We start from the raw sequence: 20992 nt of genomic DNA, 5'->3' as shown, positions 1-20992 counted from the left end.
GAGATGATCTAAATCATCCTGCGGTGTCGCTTTTTTTTATAGACAATGCTATTAGAAAATGTATTTGGTACTTAAAAAGTTCGATTCATTTTCACTAACAATGTCATTCAACAATTTCTTGTTTTCTTCGGTGAACTTTGCCGCGACCAGGGAGCGTATCGAGAATGAACGCAAAGCATCCACAACGGATAATGTTCCCTCAGCGCTATCTTTTCTTCCGGTGAAAGGGAAGGTATCTGGACCACGTTGACATTGGCAGTTGATATTGACACGACTTACCTGATTGACCAATGGATCGATTAAAGACGACACAACAGCCGCATTGTTACTAAAGATACTGACCTGCTGTCCATGCGAAGAGCCGATCAGGTACTCGATAGGTTCCTCAAGGTCATCAAATGGCACAACAGGGATAACTGGACCAAATTGTTCCTCTCTGTAAAGTTTCATTTGAGAATTGACCGGATAAACGATCGCTGGGTAGAAGAAAGATTCTGCTACTTGTCCGCCATTTTCGTTAATCACCTTTGCACCATACGCTTTTGCATCTTCGATACATTCCGTCAGATAAGCTGGTTTGTTAACCTCTGGAAGAGGTGTCAAAGACACGCCTTTTTCCCAAGGCATACCATACTTTAATTTAGCAACTTCCGCAGAAAGACGTTTTAGGAACTCTTGTGCCAAGCTGCGGTGTACATAGATAATTTTAAGTGCGGTACAGCGTTGGCCATTGAATGAAAGAGAACCCAGTACGGTTTCAGAAACAGCAAGATTGAAATCGGCATCCTTCGTGATGATTGCCGCATTTTTTGCGTCAAGACCAAGAATTGCGCGTAGACGGTTAACTTTAGGATGTAATTTCTTAAGTTCGTCAGCAACACGGCTTGAACCGATCAACGTCAACACATTGATCTTTCCAGACTGCATAAGACTTGGAACGATCTTGTTTCCACGACCATAAATTGTATTGACAACGCCTTTCGGGAAGCTTGTTTTGAAAGCCTCTAATAAAGGGTAATGTAATAATGTACCATGTTTAGGTGGTTTGAACAACATCGTGTTCCCCATGATCAAAGCAGGGATCAACGTTGTGAAGGTTTCATTCAATGGATAGTTGAATGGTCCCATACATAAAACAACTCCTAGTGGAGATCTTCTGATTTGGGCTATAATACCTTGTTCGATCTGAAAACGGGAAGAATCGCGGTCAATATCTTTCAATGCGTCGATCGTTGCGTAGATATACTCTACCGTACGGTCAAACTCCTTAACAGAGTCAGCATAGGATTTGCCAATTTCCCACATAATAAGCTTGACAACAATGTCCTTCTTGGCAATCATCTTTTGTGTGAAATTTTCAACACAAGTAATACGATCGGCAACGCTCATTGTCGGCCATTCTCCACGGCCATTGTCGTATGCTTTTACAGCAGCTTCCAAGGCTTCCATGGACTCTTTTTCAGTACAAACAGGGAAACTACCGATGCGCTTACGTTTCAAGCCGTCCTTAGTCTTTACACAGATAGGTGAAAATACTTCGTTTACTTGACCCGTCCAAGAAATCATTTCTCCATTGGAAAGGAACTCTCTTTGATCGACCTGTTCGTCTAGCGTAAATTCTGCGGGAATGTCTTTCTCCTCGTAGAAGATACCTTCTAAGTTTAAGCTCATTGTTTTTAAAAGTGGTTTAGATTGATATTTATAAAGATATTGCTAATATACTGTAAATATTACAATATTTGTTAATTTTTTATTAAAATAAGTTTAGGTACTAGTGTTTTCATTACAATCCATGCAATTAAATATGCGATTGAACAGAACGAAAAAATAATAAAATATCCCGCTTCTTCTCCCTTGAAACCCATAAAGACAAGTTGAGTCTCTTTGGCATAGTCGAATAGCCAGCCCGAAGTTTTATTGATAATAAAGGCTCCTACACCGCCCGCAAGCCCGCCGATTCCTGTAACAGTGGCAATGGCGCGTTTTGGAAAAGAATCGCCAATAGTGGAAAAAATATTGGCCGACCACGATTGATGTGCCGCACCTGCAAAACCAATTAAAATAACGGGTATCCAATAGGAAATATGCCCCAAGGGTTGTGCAAAGAGTACGACTAATGGGACGAAAGCAAACAGCAACATAGCTTTCATTCGACCTTCATAGGCATTCATTCCCTTTTTCTCCACAAAATACGTCGGCAACCAGCCGCCGTAAATTGACAGCATGGTGATCGCATATAAAACAAATATGGCCAATTGCCCTTCTGTATCAGAAGACTTTATGTCGTAAACGGCTGATAGATAGGCTGGCATCCAGAATAAGAAGAACCACCAGACGCCGTCGGTCATGAATTTTCCGAAGACAAAGGCCCAGGTTTGCTTGTACTTGAGGCATTCTGCTATGGTGGTTTTGGGCTGTTTTGTTAAGGCAGAATGCTCCGTTTGGTGTTCATGGTCATCTTGGTGAATGTAAGCCAATTCAGCCGCATTTACTTTTGGATTCTCGTGCGGTTTTTTATAAAGAAAGATCCAGAAACCCATCCAGACAAACCCAAGGGCTCCTATTATGATGAAAGACATCTCCCAGCCCCAGTGTGCTGCGATGACCGGAATGGTCAATGGAGCAGCCAATGCTCCTATGGTTGCCCCTGAATTGAAAATACTGGTGGACAATGCACGATCTTTCTTTGGAAAATACTCTGCGGTCGCTTTAATGGCAGCTGGGAAATTTCCAGCTTCACCGACAGCCAATACAAACCGGGCGAAAATAAATAAGTTTACACTAACGCTGATGATTAAACCGACATTGTTCACATGAGAAATAGCTTCTTTTGCACCCTCAAATCCAACAAACCACTCGCCAGCGACAATTCCTGAGGTTGCAATACCACAAAAAGCATGTAATATGGCGCCAATGGACCAAATAGCAATCGCCCATAGAAAACCTTTTTTTGTATCCATCCAATCCACAAAACGTCCCGCGAAAAGCATGCTGATGGCGTAAAAAATAGAAAATAAAGCGGTAATATTTCCATAGTCCGTATTTGTCCAGTGGAATTCAGGGCTGATAAAATCTTTCCAGGTTAAGGATAATACCTGGCGATCCAAGTAATTGATTGTGGTAGCAAAAAATAGGAGGGCACAGATTACCCAACGGTAATTACCCTTTTTCTCTGTATTAATCATAATGGGTTTAATTGTTTATTTTTCTTGAACCTATCGCTTCAAATGACGAATAATGAACGCTGTATGCCTTCCTTTTACGATGCTCGTGGAAGGCATACAAGCAATCTTATTGTTTTTAACGTGCTTTTGAGACAAGATCAAGTGCTTTTTGTGTATTTTCGAATAAATTGCTGGTGTCCTTTGGATCAATCAGTTTACTGCCCATACCTACCGCACATACACCTGACCTGAACCATGCTTTTAGATTTTCTATTTCGATGTCTACACCCCCCGTTGGTATAAAGTTCTGACCTTTAAAAAGATCCCGAATAGATGACATAAATGCTGGTCCCAAAATATTTGCAGGGAATAATTTTATCAATGCGGCCTGTTGCTGTTGAGCCGTGTAGATTTCGGTCGGTGTCATGCAGCCCGGAATCCACAACTTATGGTGCTCATGTACAAGCGAGCCAACCAAAGGATTCACTAAGGGTGCCACAATAAAATCAGCACCGGCCTGGAGAAACTGTTGTGCATCGTCCACCGATTTGATGGTGCCAATACCCAAGTAGAGGTCTGGCATCTCAAGGTCCCTCGTTGCAACAAGGCGCTCAAAAACAGCCAACGCCTCGGGGCCACGATTTGTAAATTCAAAAACGCGTACACCCGCTCGGTATAATGTTCGTAGAATATCGATACTTTCTTCCTGATCATGATGGAAGAATAAAGGAAGTGTTCCTTGTTCGATAATTTTATTTAATACAATCTCTTTGAAATTCATGTTGTTAATCTCTTTTTAATATCGTCCACTGTACTTGTTGTTGCATCGCTGGCGATAAATAGTTTATCGAATGCCGCGCTTGTTGCAAATTCTAGCGTCTCCTGCGGCGAAAGGTTGGAATACAATCCATAAATCAGACCCGCCATAAAGCAGTCGCCACTTCCTACTTTATCCAAAATCTCTTCCGCTATATAGGTTGTGGATTTGATCAAACGGTCTTTATCAAATAATGTGCTGTAGTATTCTATCCCTTTGGTATGGTGGTCAAAACGGAAGGTATTGGCGACATACTGGCACATGGGGTTGGAAGCAATGATTTCTCGGCTGGTTCGATCTGCTTGCGCGAGTAACTCTTCTTCGGTGTATCCTGACGTGTTTGTTAAGAATTGTTCGTCAAGCGGCGTGCCCAGCATCTGATGCGCGGCCCATATATTGCCCATAATTAAATTGCAGTACTTGGCAATCCGAGGCATAACCTCTTTCGGTGTTTTACCATATTTCCAAAGCTTCGATCGGTAGTTAAGGTCTAAGGACACAAAAATTCCTTTTTCCTGTGCTTTTTGCACAGCTTCAAGACAGAGGTCTGCAATATCCTGGCTAATTGCTGGGCAAATTGCCGAAAAGTGAAACCATTTCACATCCTTCAAGGCTTTGTCCCAATCAATACTGCCGACTTTGAGGCTTGCAAAAGATGAATTGGCGCGATCGTAGATAACCCCCGCATTTTTAAGATCTTTACCTTTGGGGAGATAGTAAATGCCCAAGCGCTCTCCGCCCCATTGCATCGCCGATGTGTCTATGTTTCTACGTTTCAAATAGACATCTATACCTTCACAAATGGCATTTTGCGGTATCGCAGATAAGTAGGATGATGGCACGTTCCATAGGGCCAAAGCTGTAGCGACATTTAATTCTGCTCCTCCAACGTAGAAAGGCAATTGGTGCTGTTCAATCCAATTGTCTTCAATATCCGGACAGATCCGTAACAGCAATTCCCCAAAGCTTAAAACTTTACCCTGCATGTTCATTTATTAAAATTCAAAATATTCTTTTGCGTTATTGTAGCTGATATCCTGTATGATTTTCCCGACCCATTCGATATCATTTGGTATTTCTCCTTTTTCGATGTCCTGTCCAAAGATGTCACAGACCAATCTTCTGAAGTATTCATGTCTTGGAAAAGAAAGAAAACTTCTGGAATCGGTCAACATGCCTACAAGACGACTTAACAAGCCCATATTCGACAAGGTATTAATCTGTTTTGTCATGCCGTCTTTTTGGTCCAAAAACCACCAAGCTGAACCAAACTGAATTTTTCCTTTGATAGAACCATCATTGAAATTCCCAATCATTGTCGCAATAAGTTCATTGTCGGCTGGATTGAGATTATAGATAATTGTCTTGGTTAGCTTATCTTGGTTATCTAATTTATTCAAAAACTTTGATAATGCACGTCCCTGACTAAAATCCCCAATGGAGTCCCAGCCTGTATCAGGACCGATCAAGCGATGCATGCGGGAGTTATTGTTACGTAAAGCGCCCAAATGGTATTGTTGCACCCAGCCTTTTTCATGATCCCATTCTGCAAAATAGACTAACATGGCCGATTTAAACTTCAGGCTCTCATCAAAAGTTATTTCTTTGCCTGCACGAATTTTATCAAAGATGAATGCGATTTCAGTTTCGGTGTAATCTTCAGCATAGATCTGTTCCAAACCATGATCTGAGACTTTACAGCCGTTGGTCGCAAAGAAGTCGTGCCTTGCTTTCAAGGCCTTGAGGTAGTCGCTTAAACTGCTTATCTGCATATTGCTGACTTCTTCAAGCTTATTGATGTATTGGTTCAATGCAGGCAGGTCATCGCAATTCATTGCTTTATCCGGACGAAATGCCGGAAGCATTTTAAATGATTCACGCTCTTTCGCAAACTGCTGATGAAATTCCAGACTATCGATTGGGTCGTCTGTTGTGCAAACGACTTCAACATGCATCATCTTGAGTAGTCCGCGGACAGAATGACTATCTTGTTGCAGTAAAGCACTGGTATCTGCATAGATCTTGGCCGCGGTTTTTGGAGACAATACATCTGTTATGCCAAAATAGCGTTGTAGTTCAAGGTGCGTCCAATGGTGTAGTGGATTACGTAAGGTATAGGGGACAGTTTCTGCCCATTTGATGAATTTTTCTTCATCTGAAGCGTCTCCGGTCACATAATGTTCGTTGACACCGTTGGCACGCATGGCCCTCCATTTGTAATGATCACCATGTAACCAAACCTGACTAATATTATCAAACTTGACATTATTTGCAATCTGTTCCGGGATTAGGTGATTATGGTAATCAATAATCGGCAGATGTTTTGAATAATTATGGTACAGCTCTTCAGCCGTTTTTGTGTTCAATAAAAAGTTGTCGTCTAAAAAAGTTTTCATACAATGTATTGATTTGTAGGTTCATCTGTTTTCTATCCTCTTTTGCTTGTCAAACTTTTTATTGCTGAAGTAATCGGACATAAAAAATGCAAAAAGGGGTGAAAGTACGGTCGCCTGAATTTCCCAAACTGTTTAAATGGTCAATGAAATTACCAATATTCAGGTCATACTTAAAGGAAATTCAATAAAATAAATGCGCAAACGTTATCGGTAGCGTTTAAGGCAATCGGGTTATACCGCATTTTCTACGTTTTCTAAGCACGTTTTCGCTATCGCAGATTGCTTGAAATTTTGAATAAGTCCCGAATAATATGATGTGCTAAAGCGTAATTGTATTGCATATAAAAAGCAATTTCTCTAAGTTTGTTCAACAAATTGCTCAACATGGATATCCAATCACTTTATCAGATTTATAAACAGTATCCGAATATTACAACAGATACACGTAAAATTGAAAAAGATAGTCTATTTTTCGCCTTAAAAGGGGCCAATTTCAATGGGAATACTTTCGCCGAGAAAGCGCTTGAAATGGGTGCTAAATATGTTGTTATTGATGACGAGACCTACCGAAAAGGAGAAGCGTATATTCTTGTTGATAATGTTTTAAAAACATTACAGCAACTAGCGAATTACCACAGACAGCAATTGGATATTCCAGTTATTGGAGTGACGGGAACCAATGGAAAAACCACGACAAAGGAATTGTTGTACGCTGTTGTTTCGCAGAAATACAAGGCCTATGCAACAAAAGGAAATTTGAATAATCATATTGGTGTTCCATTGACATTATTGGCCATAGATAATTCTGTTGAGCTAGCAATCATCGAAATGGGGGCAAATCATTTGGAAGAAATTGCTTTTTTGTGTGGGATTGCCGAACCGACACATGGTTTGATTTCTAACGTTGGCAAAGCACATCTAGAAGGTTTTGGATCTTTTGAAGGAGTAAAGAAAACCAAGGGCGAGCTGTACGATTGGCTGCAGGACCATCAAGGGATATTATTTTTGCAGGCAGATAACCCACATCTTAAAGAGATGGCTTCCGCCCGCAAGATAGCCAACATTGTCACTTATGGTTTTTCTGAAGGTAATGATGTGATTGGAAAGCTTCTTAGGGCAAATCCCCTCTTGCAAATTGAATGGCACAAGAAAGGTACGACCGAATCTCATGTTGTCGATACCCACTTAACAGGATCTTATAATACCGAAAACTTTCTTGCAGCTATTGCAGTAGGTTTGCATTTTGGCGTTTCTTCTGCGTCAATCAATCGGGGTATTGAAGGATATACCCCTACGAACAATCGTTCGCAGGTTATGAAAACTGCCCACAATACGCTAATCTGCGATTATTATAATGCAAATGCAACAAGCATGGCTGCTGCATTGGATAATATTCGGATTATTGAAGCGGATAAGAAGGCTATTGTATTGGGTGATATGTTTGAATTGGGGACAGAATCATTTGAAGAACATAAAAAAATTGTCGAGAACGTAAGAGCTATTCCTGCAGATCGCAAAATTTTTGTAGGAAAAGAATTTTTCGCACATCGGTATGAGGGTGGAGCGTTTTATGAAACTACTGCCGAAGCAAAACAGGCAATCAGCGAAAATCCTATTGTGGACAGCACGGTCTTATTGAAAGCGTCAAGGGGTATGGCCTTTGAAAATCTGGTCGAACTACTGTAGCCTTTTTAGCTTTATGCTATGCACAACGAGGGGATAAGTTCGGGGTGCGAACATATGGCGACCATGGTGCTCCCGCATTGAATGTACTTAAAAAGGTGGACTCAACGTGGACTCACTGTGGACTTACCGTGGTTGCGGGACGAAGTTGATAGGATGTTGCGGAAACCTTCGTTCCACTGAATCCCGAATGACTCGCCCAGTAGCATCGAGCGAAAGGAAGTGCAAAACAAACAGTTTTGTCATGTAAGGATTAAATAATAAGGAAAATGAGCAAATTCGTTCTACGGAGAAATGATGCTCATTTGGAAAAACGTACCTTTGTTGCATATAATGGATAAAAGACGTTTTTTTTTAGAAATAGCCTATTTTGGACAGGCTTATCATGGTTGGCAAATTCAGAATAATGCAATTTCCGTGCAGGAAGTGCTGAATAAGGCGCTTGAAACCCTGTTGCGGGAACCCATTGAAACAACTGGAGCTGGCCGTACAGATGCAGGTGTTCATGCCAAGCAATTGTATGCACATTTCGATGCGGCCCCCGTGGGTATTCTACAAAATGCTGATCGTTTTATTCATTCGCTCAATGCCTTATTGCCCTTTGATGTGGCCGTGAAGCGCCTGATCGAAGTGGAACCCGAAGCACATGCTCGCTTCGATGCGACGCAAAGATCCTATGAATACCACCTTCATTTTTATAAAGATCCTTTTATCTATCCCTATTCATGTTTTATGCGCGATCGTCCGGATGTTGAAAAGATGAATAAAGCTGCACAATTTTTATTGGGTAAACAAGATTTCGAATGCTTTAGTAAGTCTCATACGCAGGTGTTTACAAATATTTGCGATATTCGTAGAGCCGAGTGGGTATGGCATACCGAACAACATTTGGTCTTTCATATTACCGCTGATCGCTTTTTGCGCAATATGGTCCGTGCTATTGTGGGTACATCGTTGGAAATAGGCATAAAAGGTAAACCTGTTTCATTTATGCAAGAGGTTATCCAAAGCAAAAACCGGGGGAAGGCAGGTGTTTCCGTGCCGGCACATGGGTTGTATTTAACAGAAGTAGCATATCCTTATATATAGAATTTAACGTGAGTCAAGATAAAATAACTGGTAAAACCTACGATATCAATTTGGTGAAACGCATGAGTCGCTATATGCGTCCATATCATATGGCATTTTGGATATCGGTCGTCCTAACGATATTGCTGGCTGCAGTAGCCCCCGCTTTACCTATGCTAATCCAGCATACGCTGGATAACTATATCCTAAACTTCGATACCAATGGATTGTCCCTCATGCTGATTGCAATGTTGGCATTGGTCATCCTGCAGACTTTGATCCGTTATTACCATACCTTAATGACAAATACTCTGGGGCAGTCGGTTATCCGTGATATTCGGATTCAGGTATTTAACCACATTGTTCAACTCAGGCTGAAGTATTTTGATCGCACAGCACTGGGAAAATTAATTACCCGTACCATCTCTGATTTGGAGACTCTTTCCAATATTTTTTCTGAAGGTTTGATTCAGATTATCGGCGATTTATTACAGTTGGTCGTTATTCTGGTTGTGATGTTTTACTCCGATTGGAAGCTGACATTGATTGTTTTAATTCCGATGCCTTTGATGGTGGCAGCGACTTACGTATTTAAAGAGGCGATGAAGTCTGCCTTTATCGATGTGCGGAAATGGGTTTCTAACTTAAATACCTTTTTGCAGGAACACATTACGGGCGTCGGTATTATCCAATATTTTGCGCGTGAAAAGCAGGAAATGGATAAATTTAAGGAAATTAATGCGCAACATCGTAATGCCCATATTCGGACCAATTGGTATTTCTCCATCTTTTTCCCTGTTTTGGAAATTATCATGGCCATTGCTTTGGGATTGTTGGTCTGGTTCGGTTCCAAACAAATTATGGGTGATGTGATCTCTCCGGGTGTAGTGGTGGCCTTTATCATGTATATCAATATGATCTTTAGGCCCATTCGGGAGCTTATTGACAAATTCAATACGCTTCAAATGGGCATGGTTAGCGCTGAACGGATCTTTGAAGTGTTGGATACCGATGAAAAGACCCCAAATTTGGGTACATTGAAACCTGCACACATCAAAGGTGAGATTGCGTTTCGCGATGTTTGGTTCGCCTATAATGAGGAAAACTGGGTCCTAAAGGATGTTAACTTTAACGTTAATCCGGGTGAGACGCTGGCTTTAGTTGGGGCTACTGGTGCTGGAAAATCTTCTACCATCAATATTCTAAGCCGTTTTTATGAAATCAATAAAGGTGAAATTCTGTTGGACGGCCGTAATATCCGCGATTATGATCTCGATTATCTGAGAAATACCATTGCGACGGTATTGCAGGATGTATTCCTCTTCTCGGATAGCGTCATCAATAACATCACATTAGGTGATCCAGCGATATCTAGAGAACAGGTCATTGAAGCCGCAAAAGAAGTGGGGGCGCATGATTTTATTATGCGACTACCTGGGGGCTATGATTATGATGTGAAAGAGCGGGGTGCAACCTTATCCGCGGGGCAGGCCCAATTGATTTCTTTTATCCGGGCCTTGGTACACGATCCCCGGATTCTAATTTTAGACGAGGCGACATCTTCAGTAGATACCGAAACGGAAGAAATGATCCAGCATGCAATCGATAACCTCATGAAAGGAAGAACATCGATTGTTATTGCCCACCGCTTGTCCACCATTCAGAAGGCGGACAAGATTATTGTGTTGGATAAAGGCGAAATCAAGGAAATTGGAACGCATCAGGAATTGCTATCTTTTGATGGGTATTATAAAAAACTATACGACTTGCAATTTCATTCCGCGGGGATTTAATTAAGCGATTATACTCTCTTTGGGGATCGTTTCTTCATCTTCGATCCGTGTATTTGCTTTAATCTCTGAACCTCGCCCTACGAGAACGTTTGCTCCGATTGAGACATTTGGTCCGATGTTGACAAAATCTTCAATAATGGTATTGCTTTCGATAACAGCAGAACCGGCGATAACGCAATGGTTGCCTATCTGTACATCGGGGGCGATGGAAGCGCCGGGGAGGATAATGGTGCCTTCACCAATCTCCGCTCGTTTTGATACGTAGGCTTTGGGATGGATGAGGGTCTGGTAATTCCAGTCTGCATTTTCCGATACAATCCGTTGGCGAAGGCCTGGGTTCTTGACTGCAATAAAGAAATCTTCCTCCGTGCCTTTTACTTGATGGTGAAGTTGAACCTCATAATCGAATACATCTTCAATGAGCAATGATTTGTCAATAAGACCACCAATTTCAATCGCTAAATCTTCTGCTACATCTACCGCAGTTTTAGCGTGAGCAGTTGCACCGTATATATATAACATGGTATTTTTTTTTTCGCAAAGATAAAACTTTCTAAAATGAAGCCCTTTGGTATCGTGTAAAAAAATGCAACAAAATATAGGGTTTGATTGTTTTGCTGTTTAATGAGCTGTAAGGTTGATTGTTTTTTCGATCGCAATTATATTGCATATAAAAATCAATTTATCTAAGTTTGTTGGTATACAAAAATTAAACTATGATTCAACGTATCCAAACTGTTTATTTGCTGATAGCAGGATTAGTCATATTCGGCTTGTTTCTATTTCCCTATGTTAATTATAGCGATTTAGTTGGTTTAGGAAAGAATGTGAAGGTGACCGGTGTGTATAGTGTCGCTGCGGGTCAGCCGGTACACGAGGGGGGATTTGGTTATATTCTCCAGACTGTGGCCACCGTATTATTAGGCGGGCTTCCCCTGTTCACGATATTTAAATTTAAACAGCGTAAAGTTCAACTTTTGCTTATTTGGGTAGAGGTTGTCGCAATTATCTTATTTGCAGTGTGGCTATATTCTTCTGCAAGTACTCATCTCGCTACGGTGAACCAATTTTTGGGTGCTGGGAATATCGGCGTAGGATTCTTTTTGTTGCCTATCTCGATTATTTTCTGTGCGTTAGCCATGGGAGGTGTACGTAAAGATGAAAAGTTGATCCGGTCTGCCGATCGATTGAGGGCATAATTTTGAAAGAATAATCCAATAATAGTTAAAGCCACGAAGACCGTGGCTTTTTTAAATATAATATGATATGAACGTTTTTTTTAGATATGTTGTTGTCTTAATGCTCTTCCTTGTCGGTGGGTTTGTAAAGGCGCAGTCGGCAGATTCATTGTTGGTTGTTGATGATATTCAATTCGATGTAAAGGAATTTCACGTAGATGAGCCTAAGCATGAATTGGTGATCAATTTGTTTGCTATATCGTATAGTAAGAATCCTCGGGAATATAAAATGAACACCTTTTCCACGCAAGTGTTGGATCAGAAGAAACAGCCCCATTTCTTTTCCACGATTCAGATGGGAAATGTATTGGTTAAATTTGAAGATAAGCAGAATTATCTGCACTATTTGCTAGAAGAAGATAAGCCTGTGGATATACAGGTCGTTGTAAAGGATTGGAAGAAAACGGATAAACCGGTTATGGTTAAACTGGTCTTTGAGAGCAGTACAGAAGAGGGGGAGTTTTTGGAGGTTCCTATTTCATTAAAGAAATAATTGATTTTGTCTCTTGACAAAAAAAGCTTCGAAGTTATAACTTCGAAGCTTTTTTTGATTATTCAATATTATCGATTGTATCTGATCTGCTGTTTGTCCATCATGCCCATCTGGTCTTTCATCATTTTGATCTGATCAGCTAACAACTTATTTTTATCTGCTTTTTTAGCTTCTTGAAGAAGTTTTTCGGCTTCACGTTTATTGCGCTTCGCCATGGCTACACCGGCTAGGCTCAATTTTGCTAAGGCGATGTTATGGTCCATATGTAGACCCAATGCCAATGCTTTCTTAAAATATTTTTCAGATTGCATAGGTGCACGTTGTGATTCGATCAGTCCGATCAGCATGTTGTAGTAACCATGCTGTTGTGGGATCAATTGCTTTTCGTAGTTGGTGATTTTACCTAGCCATTTTTCAGCTGCGGCCATATTTTGTTTACGCATATGCCATTGCGCAATCAGCATATATTCATGGAAAAATACAGTAACAAAACCCAAGATCGTGACCAAGATCCCTAAAATTCCCCATCCCCAATTTCCGGTCCAGAATAAGGCAACTGTTCCGATAAGCAATGCACTGCAAATAATGATTCTAACGAGATTTGACATAAATCTTTGTTTAAAATATTTGTATTCAATTTAATTCTGCAAATATCCGTTAATTTCACCGTTTAAGCAACTCGTTCAGGTTGTTATTTTGTAAAAATGTGTTTTTCTAGAAAATGGTAGCTTTTATGTTAATCGATGTGTTCTGATAATCTTGCTTTGGTACAACGCCGAATAGGTGGGCAGCCGGATAAATTTGCCTTTATATGCAACTTTGTCTATGTTTGAATTATGGAAAAGCAATACGATGATTCTTGGGCTCCTGTGTTAAAGCCTTTGTTCGCTCAGCCCTACATGAAACAGTTATCTACTTTTGTGCAAGCAGAGCGTCAGAAAACGAAAGTGTTTCCACCGGCAGATCTGGTGATGAATGCTTTTAAGCTGACGCCATTGGATCAGGTGAAAGTGGTTATTTTAGGGCAGGATCCTTACCACAATGACGGGCAGGCACATGGGCTGTCTTTTTCAGTTCCGGCAGGGATTGCCTTGCCCCCATCTTTAAAAAATATTTTTAAGGAATTGCAAGATGATATCCCTGGTTTTGTTGCGCCGCATGCTGGCGATTTGACTTCTTGGGCCAAGCAGGGGGTATTATTGTTAAATGCGACCTTGACAGTTCAGGCGCATTTGGCTGGTTCTCATCAAAAGAAAGGCTGGGAGATTTTTACAGACAGTATTATTCATGCCATTTCGGAGCGTTGTGAACATGTGGTGTTTTTGTTGTGGGGAAGTTATGCCCAAAAGAAAAGTGTGCTCATTGATGCGAAGAAGCATCTTATTCTAACGGCGGTTCATCCCTCACCGTTGTCTGTCTATCGTGGTTTTTTTGGTAGTAAGCATTTTTCACGCGCAAACCAGTATTTGACGGCACATGGTAAAACCCCAATTGATTGGCGCCTGATTTAAGTTGTGGCTTGGGTTAAATTTTGCGAAGCGTTTGCTGTCCAATAGCTAAAGTAGATAAACATCATTGCCGGTGATTCGCGCATGGCGCAAATGCGTCCAAGAGCGAGATTCCGGTAATGATATTTTTGATTGGGCTTAATTCCCTCGCTTAATATTCTAAAGGAATAATGGGTTCTTTTTTGCTGGTCGACATAATCATCATGGTTTGGAATGTCTTTACAAAAGGTATTTTGGATATTTTTTCCATGATGACGCCTTCATAAGCTTTGATATCTTTTACGTAAACCTTGAGGATGAAATCACAATTGCCTGTAACGTGATGGCATTCGGTTACTTCAGGTATCATTTTGACTGCAGCTACAAATTCAGGAATAGCGTTGTGGGTATGGAAATCGAGTGAGATCTGTATGAACGACTTGATCCCAAGCCCCAGTTTCTCCTCGTCCACAAAGGCATGGTAACTTTTGATGAAGCCTGAGTTTTCCAGTTTTCGCACACGCTCTAAGGTTGGCGCGGGGGACAGTCCGATGCTAGATGCGAGTTGCAAATTAGTTATACGACCATTCTCTTGTAATAGTTTAAGAATTTTTAAATCTGTTTTATCCGGTGCAAAGGGCATATCTTAAGTCTTAATAATCAATAGTATTTGTAAATATACAAAATTATATTTGGAAATTTAAAAATATACAAAATTATTGGTGATAAATAGATTTTAGTTATATCGTGTTTTTATAATTATAATTTTAATCGATGCAAAATCATTTGACTGTCATAATCGATTGAAATGTGCTCATTTTAATGAAATGGAGTGATAAATGTCATTTTTTTATTAAAAATGCCTTCGTAAGGTGCTATTAAATGCTGTTTTATTGGCTTTGAAATTGTAACTTTGCAGTTCGATAGGTGCGGAGGTGAAGCCCTCCCAAATTAGTTAAACCGTGAGAGCGCAATATGAGTACTAAAGACGACGATTTGTTAAAAGAGCTAGAGCTCGAAGAATATAAATACGGGTTCACGACAGATATCGAAATGGAAATTGCAGCCAAAGGCCTTACTGAGGATACGGTTCGTTTTATTTCGGCAAAAAAGAATGAACCTGAATGGCTATTGGAATGGAGGTTAAAAGCTTTCCGTCATTTCTTGACGTTAAGAATGCCTACTTGGCAGAATTTCAAAGCTCCCGAGATTGATTTTCAAGAGATTTCCTACTATGCAGCCCCGAAAGCAAAACCGCAGCTTAATTCGATGGATGAGGTTGACCCTGAGTTGATTTCCACTTTCGAAAAGTTGGGAATTCCTTTGGATGAGCAAAAAATATTGGCGGGAGTTGTGGCTGTAGATGCTGTCTTCGATTCGGTATCTGTAAAAACAACGTTTCGTGAGAAATTAAAAGAGCAAGGAGTTATTTTCTGTTCATTTGGTGAGGCCGTGCAAGAGCATCCTGACCTGGTGAAAAAATATTTGGGTACAGTGGTTCCGCAGACAGATAACATTTATGCAGCATTAAATTCTGCAGTGTTTTCGGATGGATCCTTTGTTTACGTTCCAAAAGGCGTTAGATGTCCAATGGAATTGTCTACCTATTTCCGTATCAATGCACAGAATACTGGGCAATTCGAACGCACGTTGATCATTGCGGATGAGGGGGCTTATGTTTCTTATTTGGAGGGATGTACTGCACCTATGCGTGATGAAAACCAGCTGCATGCGGCAGTGGTTGAATTGATTGCCGAACGTGATGCTGATATTAAATATTCTACCGTTCAAAACTGGTACCCTGGTGATAAAGAAGGAAAAGGTGGTATTTATAACTTTGTAACCAAGCGTGGAATCTGTAAGGGCGATAACAGTAAAATCTCCTGGACACAGGTAGAAACCGGTTCTGCAATTACATGGAAATACCCGGGTGTGATTTTAAAGGGTGATAACTCTATTGGTGAGTTTTACTCTGTAGCCATGACGCGTAATCATCAGGTAGCTGATACAGGAACGAAGATGGTTCATTTGGGTAAAAACACAAAATCTAAAATTATTTCTAAAGGTATCTCCGCCGGTAAGAGCCACAACAGTTATAGAGGTTTAGTGAAAATCGGTCCAAATGCCGACAACTCGCGTAACTTTACACAATGTGACTCCTTATTGATCGGTGATAAATGTGGGGCACATACATTCCCTTACATCGAAAATAGAAATAAGACGGCCAAATTAGAGCATGAGGCGACTACTTCCAAAATCGGTGAGGACCAGGTATTCTATTTGAATCAACGGGGTATCGATTCTGAGAAAGCTGTTGGTTTAATTGTCAACGGGTATGCAAAAGAAGTATTAAATCAATTGCCGATGGAGTTTGCTGTAGAGGCTCAAAAATTATTGGCAATTTCATTAGAAGGTTCAGTAGGATAGATAAAAAATCATTGGGAATGTAGTTTAAGTCGCTACATTATACCATACTCAATACGAATAAAATGTTAAGCATTAAAAATTTACATGCGTCTGTAGAAGACAAACAAATATTAAAAGGGTTAAACCTAGAAGTAAAAGCTGGCGAAGTTCATGCGATTATGGGACCAAATGGTGCTGGTAAAAGTACATTAGGGAATGTATTAGCAGGACGTGAATCCTATGAGGTAAGTGAAGGTTCCGCACTATTGGACGGTGTGGATTTATTGGATCTTTCCCCTGAAGACCGTGCGCGTGAAGGGCTGTTTTTGGCTTTTCAATATCCTGTTGAGATTCCGGGCGTATCGAATATCAATTTCTTGAAAACGGCTGTAAATGATATTCGTGAGTACAAAGGTCTTCCGCCAATGGAAGCGAAGGAATTTTTACAAATGGTAAAAGACAAGCAAAAATTGGTTGAGTTTTCAGCTAATTTGGCTAACCGCTCTTTAAATGAAGGATTCTCCGGTGGTGAGAAAAAGCGTAACGAAATTTTTCAATTGGCGATGTTGAACCCGAAATTATCTATTTTGGATGAGACAGATTCTGGTTTGGATATCGATGCACTTCGTATCGTTGCAAATGGTGTGAATCAATTGCGCTCTAAAGACAATGCTTTTATTGTTATTACACACTACCAACGTTTGTTGGATTATATCGTTCCAGATTTTGTTCACGTATTGTATAATGGCCGTATCGTGAAATCGGGACCTAAAGAATTAGCTTTGGAGCTCGAAGAAAAAGGATACGATTGGTTAAAAGAATATGATACACAAAACGCCTAATCTTTTACCTGAGTAAATAGTATTAGAGGAGAATTTTGGCGATTTGATTAAAAAATAACATGAGTACATTAGTTTCAGAATCATTACTTCAACAAGTGTTGGGAGCTTTCAAAGAGCAAGGCGTTTCAGACGAACCTTCGTTTTTCGTGGAAGCCCGCCAACTTGCATTCGAGCGTTTCGAAGCAGCAGGCTTTCCCACCGTTAAGAATGAAGAATGGAAATATACAAACATCCACAGTATTATCAATAAGCCTTATGCGCTTGATGTCGATGTGGATATCGAAGGCTTAGACTTTAGTGCAGGTGAGATTCCGCAGTTGGATGCCTACCGCATTATTTTGGTGAATGGTCAGTATGTATTAGCAGTAAGTGAATTAGAAAATGTAAAGGGACTGTCGGTTATTCCAATGGATGAAGCCACTTCAGAGCCTGCATTTGAGTCCCATTTTGCTAAATATGCGGATAAGTCAGACAATATTATGGTCGCTTTGAATACGGCTGCTTTTACCAATGGTGTTTTTATCCATTTGAAAAAGGGAGTTGTACTTGATAAACCAATACAGATTATTCACGTCGCTACAGGGAAAGAGGATTTCTTTGCACAAACACGTAATTTGATCGTTGTCGAGCCAAATGCAGAACTTGAATTGATCGAAAGCTTTATCACTGCAGAAGGTACCGCAAATAATGTGCACAATAAGGTCTCTGAGATTATCGTCAAAGAGAATGCTAAAGTACAACATTATTATTTGCAGCTCGCGGAATCTGTAAGCCGTTACTTTAATCATACAGAGGTATATCAAGAAAAATACAGTCTTTACAATAATTACAACTGTAATTTTCCAGGCGCTTCGTTTATCCGTAACAATATCAACGTCCGTTTGGATGCCGAGCATGTGGAGAGCCATTTATATGGAATCAACTTAACGGCTGCCGATCAATTGGTCGATAATCATACCATCGTAGACCACCTGAAACCACATTGTGAGTCCTATGAATGGTATAAAAATATTACACAGGACAAGTCCGTTGCGGTTTTCAATGGAAAAATCTTTGTGCGCGAGGATGCGCAGAAAACGAATGCTTTTCAACAGAATAATAATATGTTGATGTCAGACAATTCGGCGGTTTATACCAAACCACAGTTGGAAATCTTTGCCGATGACGTAAAATGTTCACACGGGTGTACCATCGGTCAGTTTGATAATGAAGCGCTGTTTTATCTGAGAGCAAGAGGAATTGGCGAAGAGTCTGCCCGTATCCTGTTGGTGCACGCATTTGCATTTGACGTAACGACACGTTTCTCAAATGAGGTTGTTCGCAAATATGTTGAAGAGCTTGTAGAAGAAAACCTAAGAACAAATTAAATCCATTTAGGATCATATAGCTTTTAAATATGGCGTTTACTGAATAGGTAAACGCCATTTTTTTTCATAGACCAATACATCATAGCCTTCGTATCAAGCGCCAAGTTGCGTCTTGTTGCTCTTGCTTGGACGGAAGAGCGTTTAATCGTATTGGGAGAAGCGCTTAAAGTTATCATTGTTTGCTGTAGGGTAGACCCTAGTAATTTTGGATATCAACTTCGTCATTTTCACGGTATAACAACGGATCTTAATCGGAGCTACAACGCTATTTGTTCGCTCACAACCGAAGAAGCACCGAACAAGTACCGAACAAGCTCCGAAGAAGCACCGAGGAAGCTATGAATGGAACCAACGTTGAAACTAATCCGTTCTTGGTACTTGCTTTAAATTGTGCTAATAATTTTTTCGGCAATTTTAGTTAAAATCAAACAAAGATAAAGGTGATGAAGGGCTGAAATGTAGGGAATAACAGAGCACTATTAAACGAAAAAAGCTTCCAAATTTTGGAAGCTTTTTTGAGCGAAAGACGAGATTCGAACTCGCGACCCCAACCTTGGCAAGGTTGTGCTCTACCAACTGAGCTACTTTCGCGTTGATGTTACAAAAGTAAGGCATTTATTCGTATTCTGCAAGAGGAAAAGCAAAAAATATTAACTTAAATTGATCGCATCAACACAATTAATACCGTCTATAGCCGCCGAAATGATACCGCCGGCATAACCTGCCCCTTCACCACAAGGGTAAAGTCCTTTGACCTGAGGGTGTTGTAAATCTTCTTTATTTCTAGGAATCCGAATCGGTGAAGATGTACGTGACTCTACACCGACTAAAATGGCTTCATTGGTATAATACCCTTTCATCTTTTTGCCAAAGATGGGCAACGCACCGCGTAATGCTTCGTGAACAAAAACAGGTAGCACTTCGGTGAGATCTGCAGATGCTGTTCCGGGCTTGTACGAGTTTTCTGGCAGATCCATAGATACACGTCCTTCGACAAAGTCGACCATGCGTTGCGCCGGAGCAACGAGCTTACCGCCACCTACGGCAAAAGCCTTTCTTTCGATCTCTTTCTGAAAATTCAGTAATGCAAATGGATCCTTATGTGCATTGGCAACGTCCTCAAGGTTGATCTGAATAACGGTGCCTGAATTGGCGTGCGGATTATTTCGTTTGGATGGTGACCATCCGTTGACAACGATTTCATCTAAATCTGTTGCACAGGGAGCAATGACGCCGCCTGGGCACATGCAGAATGAAAATACACCACGGTCATTCACCTGTTCAACCAGGCTATAATAGGCTGGCGGCAAATGCTCGCTTCTTACCTGGCAGTGGTATTGCGCCTGATCAATGATTGCCTGCGGGTGCTCGATACGCACGCCCAAAGCAAATGCTTTGGCTTCGATCAGCCAATTGTTGCGATGAAAAAGCTCGAAAATATCCCGCGCAGAGTGCCCTGTTGCTACAATGACATGATCTGCCTTAATTTCTTCACCATTGGCTAATTTGACACCGCGTACTTGACCGAAGGATTCTAAAATGTCATCGACACGTTGGTCAAAATGAAATTCGCCCCCAAATTCAAGGACGCTCTCGCGCATGGCTTCAATAATATGCGGCAATTTATTTGTACCGATATGTGGGCGCGCATTGACCAGAATATCCGTCGTTGCCCCATGGGAAACGAAAAGTCTGAGTACTTTGTCTACGTCACCTCGCTTATTGGAACGTGTATATAATTTTCCGTCTGAGTACGTTCCAGCTCCACCTTCGCCAAAGCAGTAGTTTGACTCAGGGTTTACGATGCCTTCCCGGTTCAACTTAGCTAGATCGCGTCTACGGTCTTGGACCTTTTTACCGCGTTCGATTACAATTGGTTTGAGACCACGTTCAATACAGCGTATTGCTGCAAACAGGCCGGCAGGGCCCGCGCCAATAATAATAACGGGTTTTCCGTCTTTAACGGACTTAAAATTATTTTCGTAGATTTCTGGAACAGGAAGCTCGTCAATGTAGTAAATAACCCGAGCTCGATAAACAACCTGCTTGCTTCGGGCATCAATGGAACGTTTGCGGATTTTATAACCTTTGACTTGTTGAGGTTGGACTTTCAGGGCTTTGATCCCTTGCTGTAGAATATACTGATCGTCCTCGATTCTTTCTGGAAGTATCGCAATTTCAATTTCTTTTTGCATAGTATAAGGGCTGGGTTTTTATCCCAAAACCGGGACAAAGTTA

Annotated in this window: 18 protein-coding genes and 1 tRNA gene; 9 read left to right on the top strand and 10 right to left on the bottom strand. The window is 40.9% G+C overall.

Going from position 1 to position 20992, the window contains the following annotated elements:
• Positions 1 to 51 precede the first annotated feature (51 nt).
• From B3297_RS14875 to uxaC, 5 genes are all read right to left on the bottom strand, one after another.
• Positions 52 to 1671 carry an NADP-dependent glyceraldehyde-3-phosphate dehydrogenase gene (locus tag B3297_RS14875; RefSeq protein ID WP_286779073.1) on the bottom strand — a complete coding sequence of 540 codons (1620 nt, stop codon included), beginning with the start codon at positions 1669 to 1671 and terminating at the stop codon, positions 52 to 54.
• A 71-nt stretch (positions 1672 to 1742) separates the two neighbouring features.
• Complete coding sequence (locus tag B3297_RS14870; protein ID WP_376745389.1) at positions 1743 to 3185, bottom strand: MFS transporter; 1443 nt, start codon at positions 3183 to 3185, stop codon at positions 1743 to 1745.
• A 115-nt stretch (positions 3186 to 3300) separates the two neighbouring features.
• A complete protein-coding gene (locus tag B3297_RS14865; RefSeq protein WP_286779072.1) occupies positions 3301 to 3945 on the bottom strand; it encodes a bifunctional 4-hydroxy-2-oxoglutarate aldolase/2-dehydro-3-deoxy-phosphogluconate aldolase in 645 nt (214 codons plus the stop codon).
• A complete protein-coding gene (locus tag B3297_RS14860) occupies positions 3942 to 4967 on the bottom strand; it encodes a sugar kinase (RefSeq protein ID WP_236586150.1) in 1026 nt (341 codons plus the stop codon). The genes B3297_RS14865 and B3297_RS14860 overlap by 4 nt, the downstream gene beginning before the upstream one ends.
• Before the next feature lie 9 nt (positions 4968 to 4976).
• Positions 4977 to 6377: a glucuronate isomerase gene (gene uxaC / locus B3297_RS14855; RefSeq protein WP_070561475.1), complete on the bottom strand. Its 1401-nt coding sequence runs from the start codon at positions 6375 to 6377 to the stop codon at positions 4977 to 4979.
• A 384-nt stretch (positions 6378 to 6761) separates the two neighbouring features.
• Here uxaC and B3297_RS14850 point away from each other — a divergent pair, with 384 nt between their 5' ends.
• From B3297_RS14850 to B3297_RS14840, 3 genes are all read left to right on the top strand, one after another.
• Positions 6762 to 8063, top strand: coding sequence for a UDP-N-acetylmuramoyl-tripeptide--D-alanyl-D-alanine ligase (locus tag B3297_RS14850; RefSeq protein ID WP_201639992.1), 1302 nt, complete (start codon positions 6762 to 6764; stop codon positions 8061 to 8063).
• A gap of 330 nt (positions 8064 to 8393) precedes the next feature.
• Positions 8394 to 9149: a tRNA pseudouridine(38-40) synthase TruA gene (truA, locus tag B3297_RS14845; protein ID WP_201639993.1), complete on the top strand. Its 756-nt coding sequence runs from the start codon at positions 8394 to 8396 to the stop codon at positions 9147 to 9149.
• 8 nt (positions 9150 to 9157) lie between these two features.
• Positions 9158 to 10921, top strand: a complete 1764-nt coding sequence (locus B3297_RS14840) for an ABC transporter ATP-binding protein (protein WP_070561471.1) — start codon at positions 9158 to 9160, stop codon at positions 10919 to 10921.
• Here the strand turns inward: B3297_RS14840 and B3297_RS14835 are convergent, their stop codons facing one another.
• Positions 10922 to 11443, bottom strand: a complete 522-nt coding sequence (locus tag B3297_RS14835) for a hypothetical protein (RefSeq protein WP_070561469.1) — start codon at positions 11441 to 11443, stop codon at positions 10922 to 10924.
• A gap of 194 nt (positions 11444 to 11637) precedes the next feature.
• On the opposite strand from B3297_RS14835, the gene B3297_RS14830 reads away from it, so the two are divergent.
• Both B3297_RS14830 and B3297_RS14825 read left to right on the top strand, forming a co-directional pair.
• Entirely contained in the window at positions 11638 to 12120 is a 483-nt protein-coding gene (locus B3297_RS14830; RefSeq protein WP_070561467.1) for a DUF4293 domain-containing protein, read from the top strand.
• A 67-nt stretch (positions 12121 to 12187) separates the two neighbouring features.
• On the top strand, positions 12188 to 12652 hold the full coding sequence (locus B3297_RS14825; protein WP_070561465.1) for a hypothetical protein: 465 nt from the start codon (positions 12188 to 12190) through the stop codon (positions 12650 to 12652).
• 68 nt (positions 12653 to 12720) lie between these two features.
• On the opposite strand, the gene B3297_RS14820 is transcribed toward B3297_RS14825, so the two are convergent.
• Positions 12721 to 13260, bottom strand: a complete 540-nt coding sequence (locus tag B3297_RS14820) for a hypothetical protein (protein WP_070561463.1) — start codon at positions 13258 to 13260, stop codon at positions 12721 to 12723.
• A gap of 228 nt (positions 13261 to 13488) precedes the next feature.
• On the opposite strand from B3297_RS14820, the gene ung reads away from it, so the two are divergent.
• The gene (gene ung / locus B3297_RS14815) at positions 13489 to 14163 is read left to right on the top strand and encodes a uracil-DNA glycosylase (protein WP_286779071.1); all 675 of its coding nucleotides are present in this window, start codon (positions 13489 to 13491) and stop codon (positions 14161 to 14163) included.
• A gap of 148 nt (positions 14164 to 14311) precedes the next feature.
• On the opposite strand, the gene B3297_RS14810 is transcribed toward ung, so the two are convergent.
• Positions 14312 to 14782, bottom strand: coding sequence for an Lrp/AsnC family transcriptional regulator (locus B3297_RS14810; protein WP_046673117.1), 471 nt, complete (start codon positions 14780 to 14782; stop codon positions 14312 to 14314).
• A gap of 332 nt (positions 14783 to 15114) precedes the next feature.
• Between B3297_RS14810 and sufB the strand changes: the two genes are divergently transcribed.
• The 3 genes from sufB to sufD all read left to right on the top strand — a co-directional run bounded on the left by sufB (position 15115) and on the right by sufD (position 18754).
• Positions 15115 to 16566 (top strand): Fe-S cluster assembly protein SufB, encoded by a 1452-nt coding sequence (gene sufB, locus B3297_RS14805; RefSeq protein WP_046673118.1) that lies wholly within the window; start codon positions 15115 to 15117, stop codon positions 16564 to 16566.
• 62 nt (positions 16567 to 16628) lie between these two features.
• Positions 16629 to 17387: a Fe-S cluster assembly ATPase SufC gene (sufC, locus tag B3297_RS14800; protein WP_046673119.1), complete on the top strand. Its 759-nt coding sequence runs from the start codon at positions 16629 to 16631 to the stop codon at positions 17385 to 17387.
• A gap of 59 nt (positions 17388 to 17446) precedes the next feature.
• Positions 17447 to 18754 (top strand): Fe-S cluster assembly protein SufD, encoded by a 1308-nt coding sequence (sufD, locus tag B3297_RS14795; RefSeq protein WP_070561457.1) that lies wholly within the window; start codon positions 17447 to 17449, stop codon positions 18752 to 18754.
• Between the two features lie 518 nt (positions 18755 to 19272).
• On the opposite strand, the gene B3297_RS14790 is transcribed toward sufD, so the two are convergent.
• Both B3297_RS14790 and B3297_RS14785 read right to left on the bottom strand, forming a co-directional pair.
• Positions 19273 to 19345 (bottom strand) — tRNA-Gly (locus B3297_RS14790).
• A 59-nt stretch (positions 19346 to 19404) separates the two neighbouring features.
• Positions 19405 to 20949: an NAD(P)/FAD-dependent oxidoreductase gene (locus tag B3297_RS14785; protein WP_070561455.1), complete on the bottom strand. Its 1545-nt coding sequence runs from the start codon at positions 20947 to 20949 to the stop codon at positions 19405 to 19407.
• Positions 20950 to 20992: the final 43 nt, after the last annotated feature.

This window comes from Sphingobacterium sp. UBA3519, from assembly GCF_002377215.1.
GTDB classification, from domain to species: Bacteria; Bacteroidota; Bacteroidia; order Sphingobacteriales; family Sphingobacteriaceae; genus Sphingobacterium; species Sphingobacterium multivorum.
The sequence above is the reverse complement of the archived record's forward strand: the minus strand, read 5'-3'. Positions and strand labels throughout refer to the sequence as shown.

What these genes read in the sequence shown, in the direction of transcription:
- B3297_RS14875 (WP_286779073.1), bottom strand. Translation starts at nt 1,671, where the DNA reads ATGAGCTTAAACTTAGAAGGTATCTTCTACGAGGAGAAAGACATTCCC.
- B3297_RS14870 (WP_376745389.1), bottom strand. Translation starts at nt 3,185, where the DNA reads ATGATTAATACAGAGAAAAAGGGTAATTACCGTTGGGTAATCTGTGCC.
- B3297_RS14865 (WP_286779072.1), bottom strand. Translation starts at nt 3,945, where the DNA reads ATGAATTTCAAAGAGATTGTATTAAATAAAATTATCGAACAAGGAACA.
- B3297_RS14860 (WP_236586150.1), bottom strand. Translation starts at nt 4,967, where the DNA reads ATGCAGGGTAAAGTTTTAAGCTTTGGGGAATTGCTGTTACGGATCTGT.
- uxaC (WP_070561475.1), bottom strand. Translation starts at nt 6,377, where the DNA reads ATGAAAACTTTTTTAGACGACAACTTTTTATTGAACACAAAAACGGCT.
- B3297_RS14850 (WP_201639992.1), top strand. Translation starts at nt 6,762, where the DNA reads ATGGATATCCAATCACTTTATCAGATTTATAAACAGTATCCGAATATT.
- truA (WP_201639993.1), top strand. Translation starts at nt 8,394, where the DNA reads ATGGATAAAAGACGTTTTTTTTTAGAAATAGCCTATTTTGGACAGGCT.
- B3297_RS14835 (WP_070561469.1), bottom strand. Translation starts at nt 11,443, where the DNA reads ATGTTATATATATACGGTGCAACTGCTCACGCTAAAACTGCGGTAGAT.
- B3297_RS14830 (WP_070561467.1), top strand. Translation starts at nt 11,638, where the DNA reads ATGATTCAACGTATCCAAACTGTTTATTTGCTGATAGCAGGATTAGTC.
- B3297_RS14825 (WP_070561465.1), top strand. Translation starts at nt 12,188, where the DNA reads ATGAACGTTTTTTTTAGATATGTTGTTGTCTTAATGCTCTTCCTTGTC.
- B3297_RS14820 (WP_070561463.1), bottom strand. Translation starts at nt 13,260, where the DNA reads ATGTCAAATCTCGTTAGAATCATTATTTGCAGTGCATTGCTTATCGGA.
- ung (WP_286779071.1), top strand. Translation starts at nt 13,489, where the DNA reads ATGGAAAAGCAATACGATGATTCTTGGGCTCCTGTGTTAAAGCCTTTG.
- B3297_RS14810 (WP_046673117.1), bottom strand. Translation starts at nt 14,782, where the DNA reads ATGCCCTTTGCACCGGATAAAACAGATTTAAAAATTCTTAAACTATTA.
- sufB (WP_046673118.1), top strand. Translation starts at nt 15,115, where the DNA reads ATGAGTACTAAAGACGACGATTTGTTAAAAGAGCTAGAGCTCGAAGAA.
- sufC (WP_046673119.1), top strand. Translation starts at nt 16,629, where the DNA reads ATGTTAAGCATTAAAAATTTACATGCGTCTGTAGAAGACAAACAAATA.
- sufD (WP_070561457.1), top strand. Translation starts at nt 17,447, where the DNA reads ATGAGTACATTAGTTTCAGAATCATTACTTCAACAAGTGTTGGGAGCT.
- B3297_RS14785 (WP_070561455.1), bottom strand. Translation starts at nt 20,949, where the DNA reads ATGCAAAAAGAAATTGAAATTGCGATACTTCCAGAAAGAATCGAGGAC.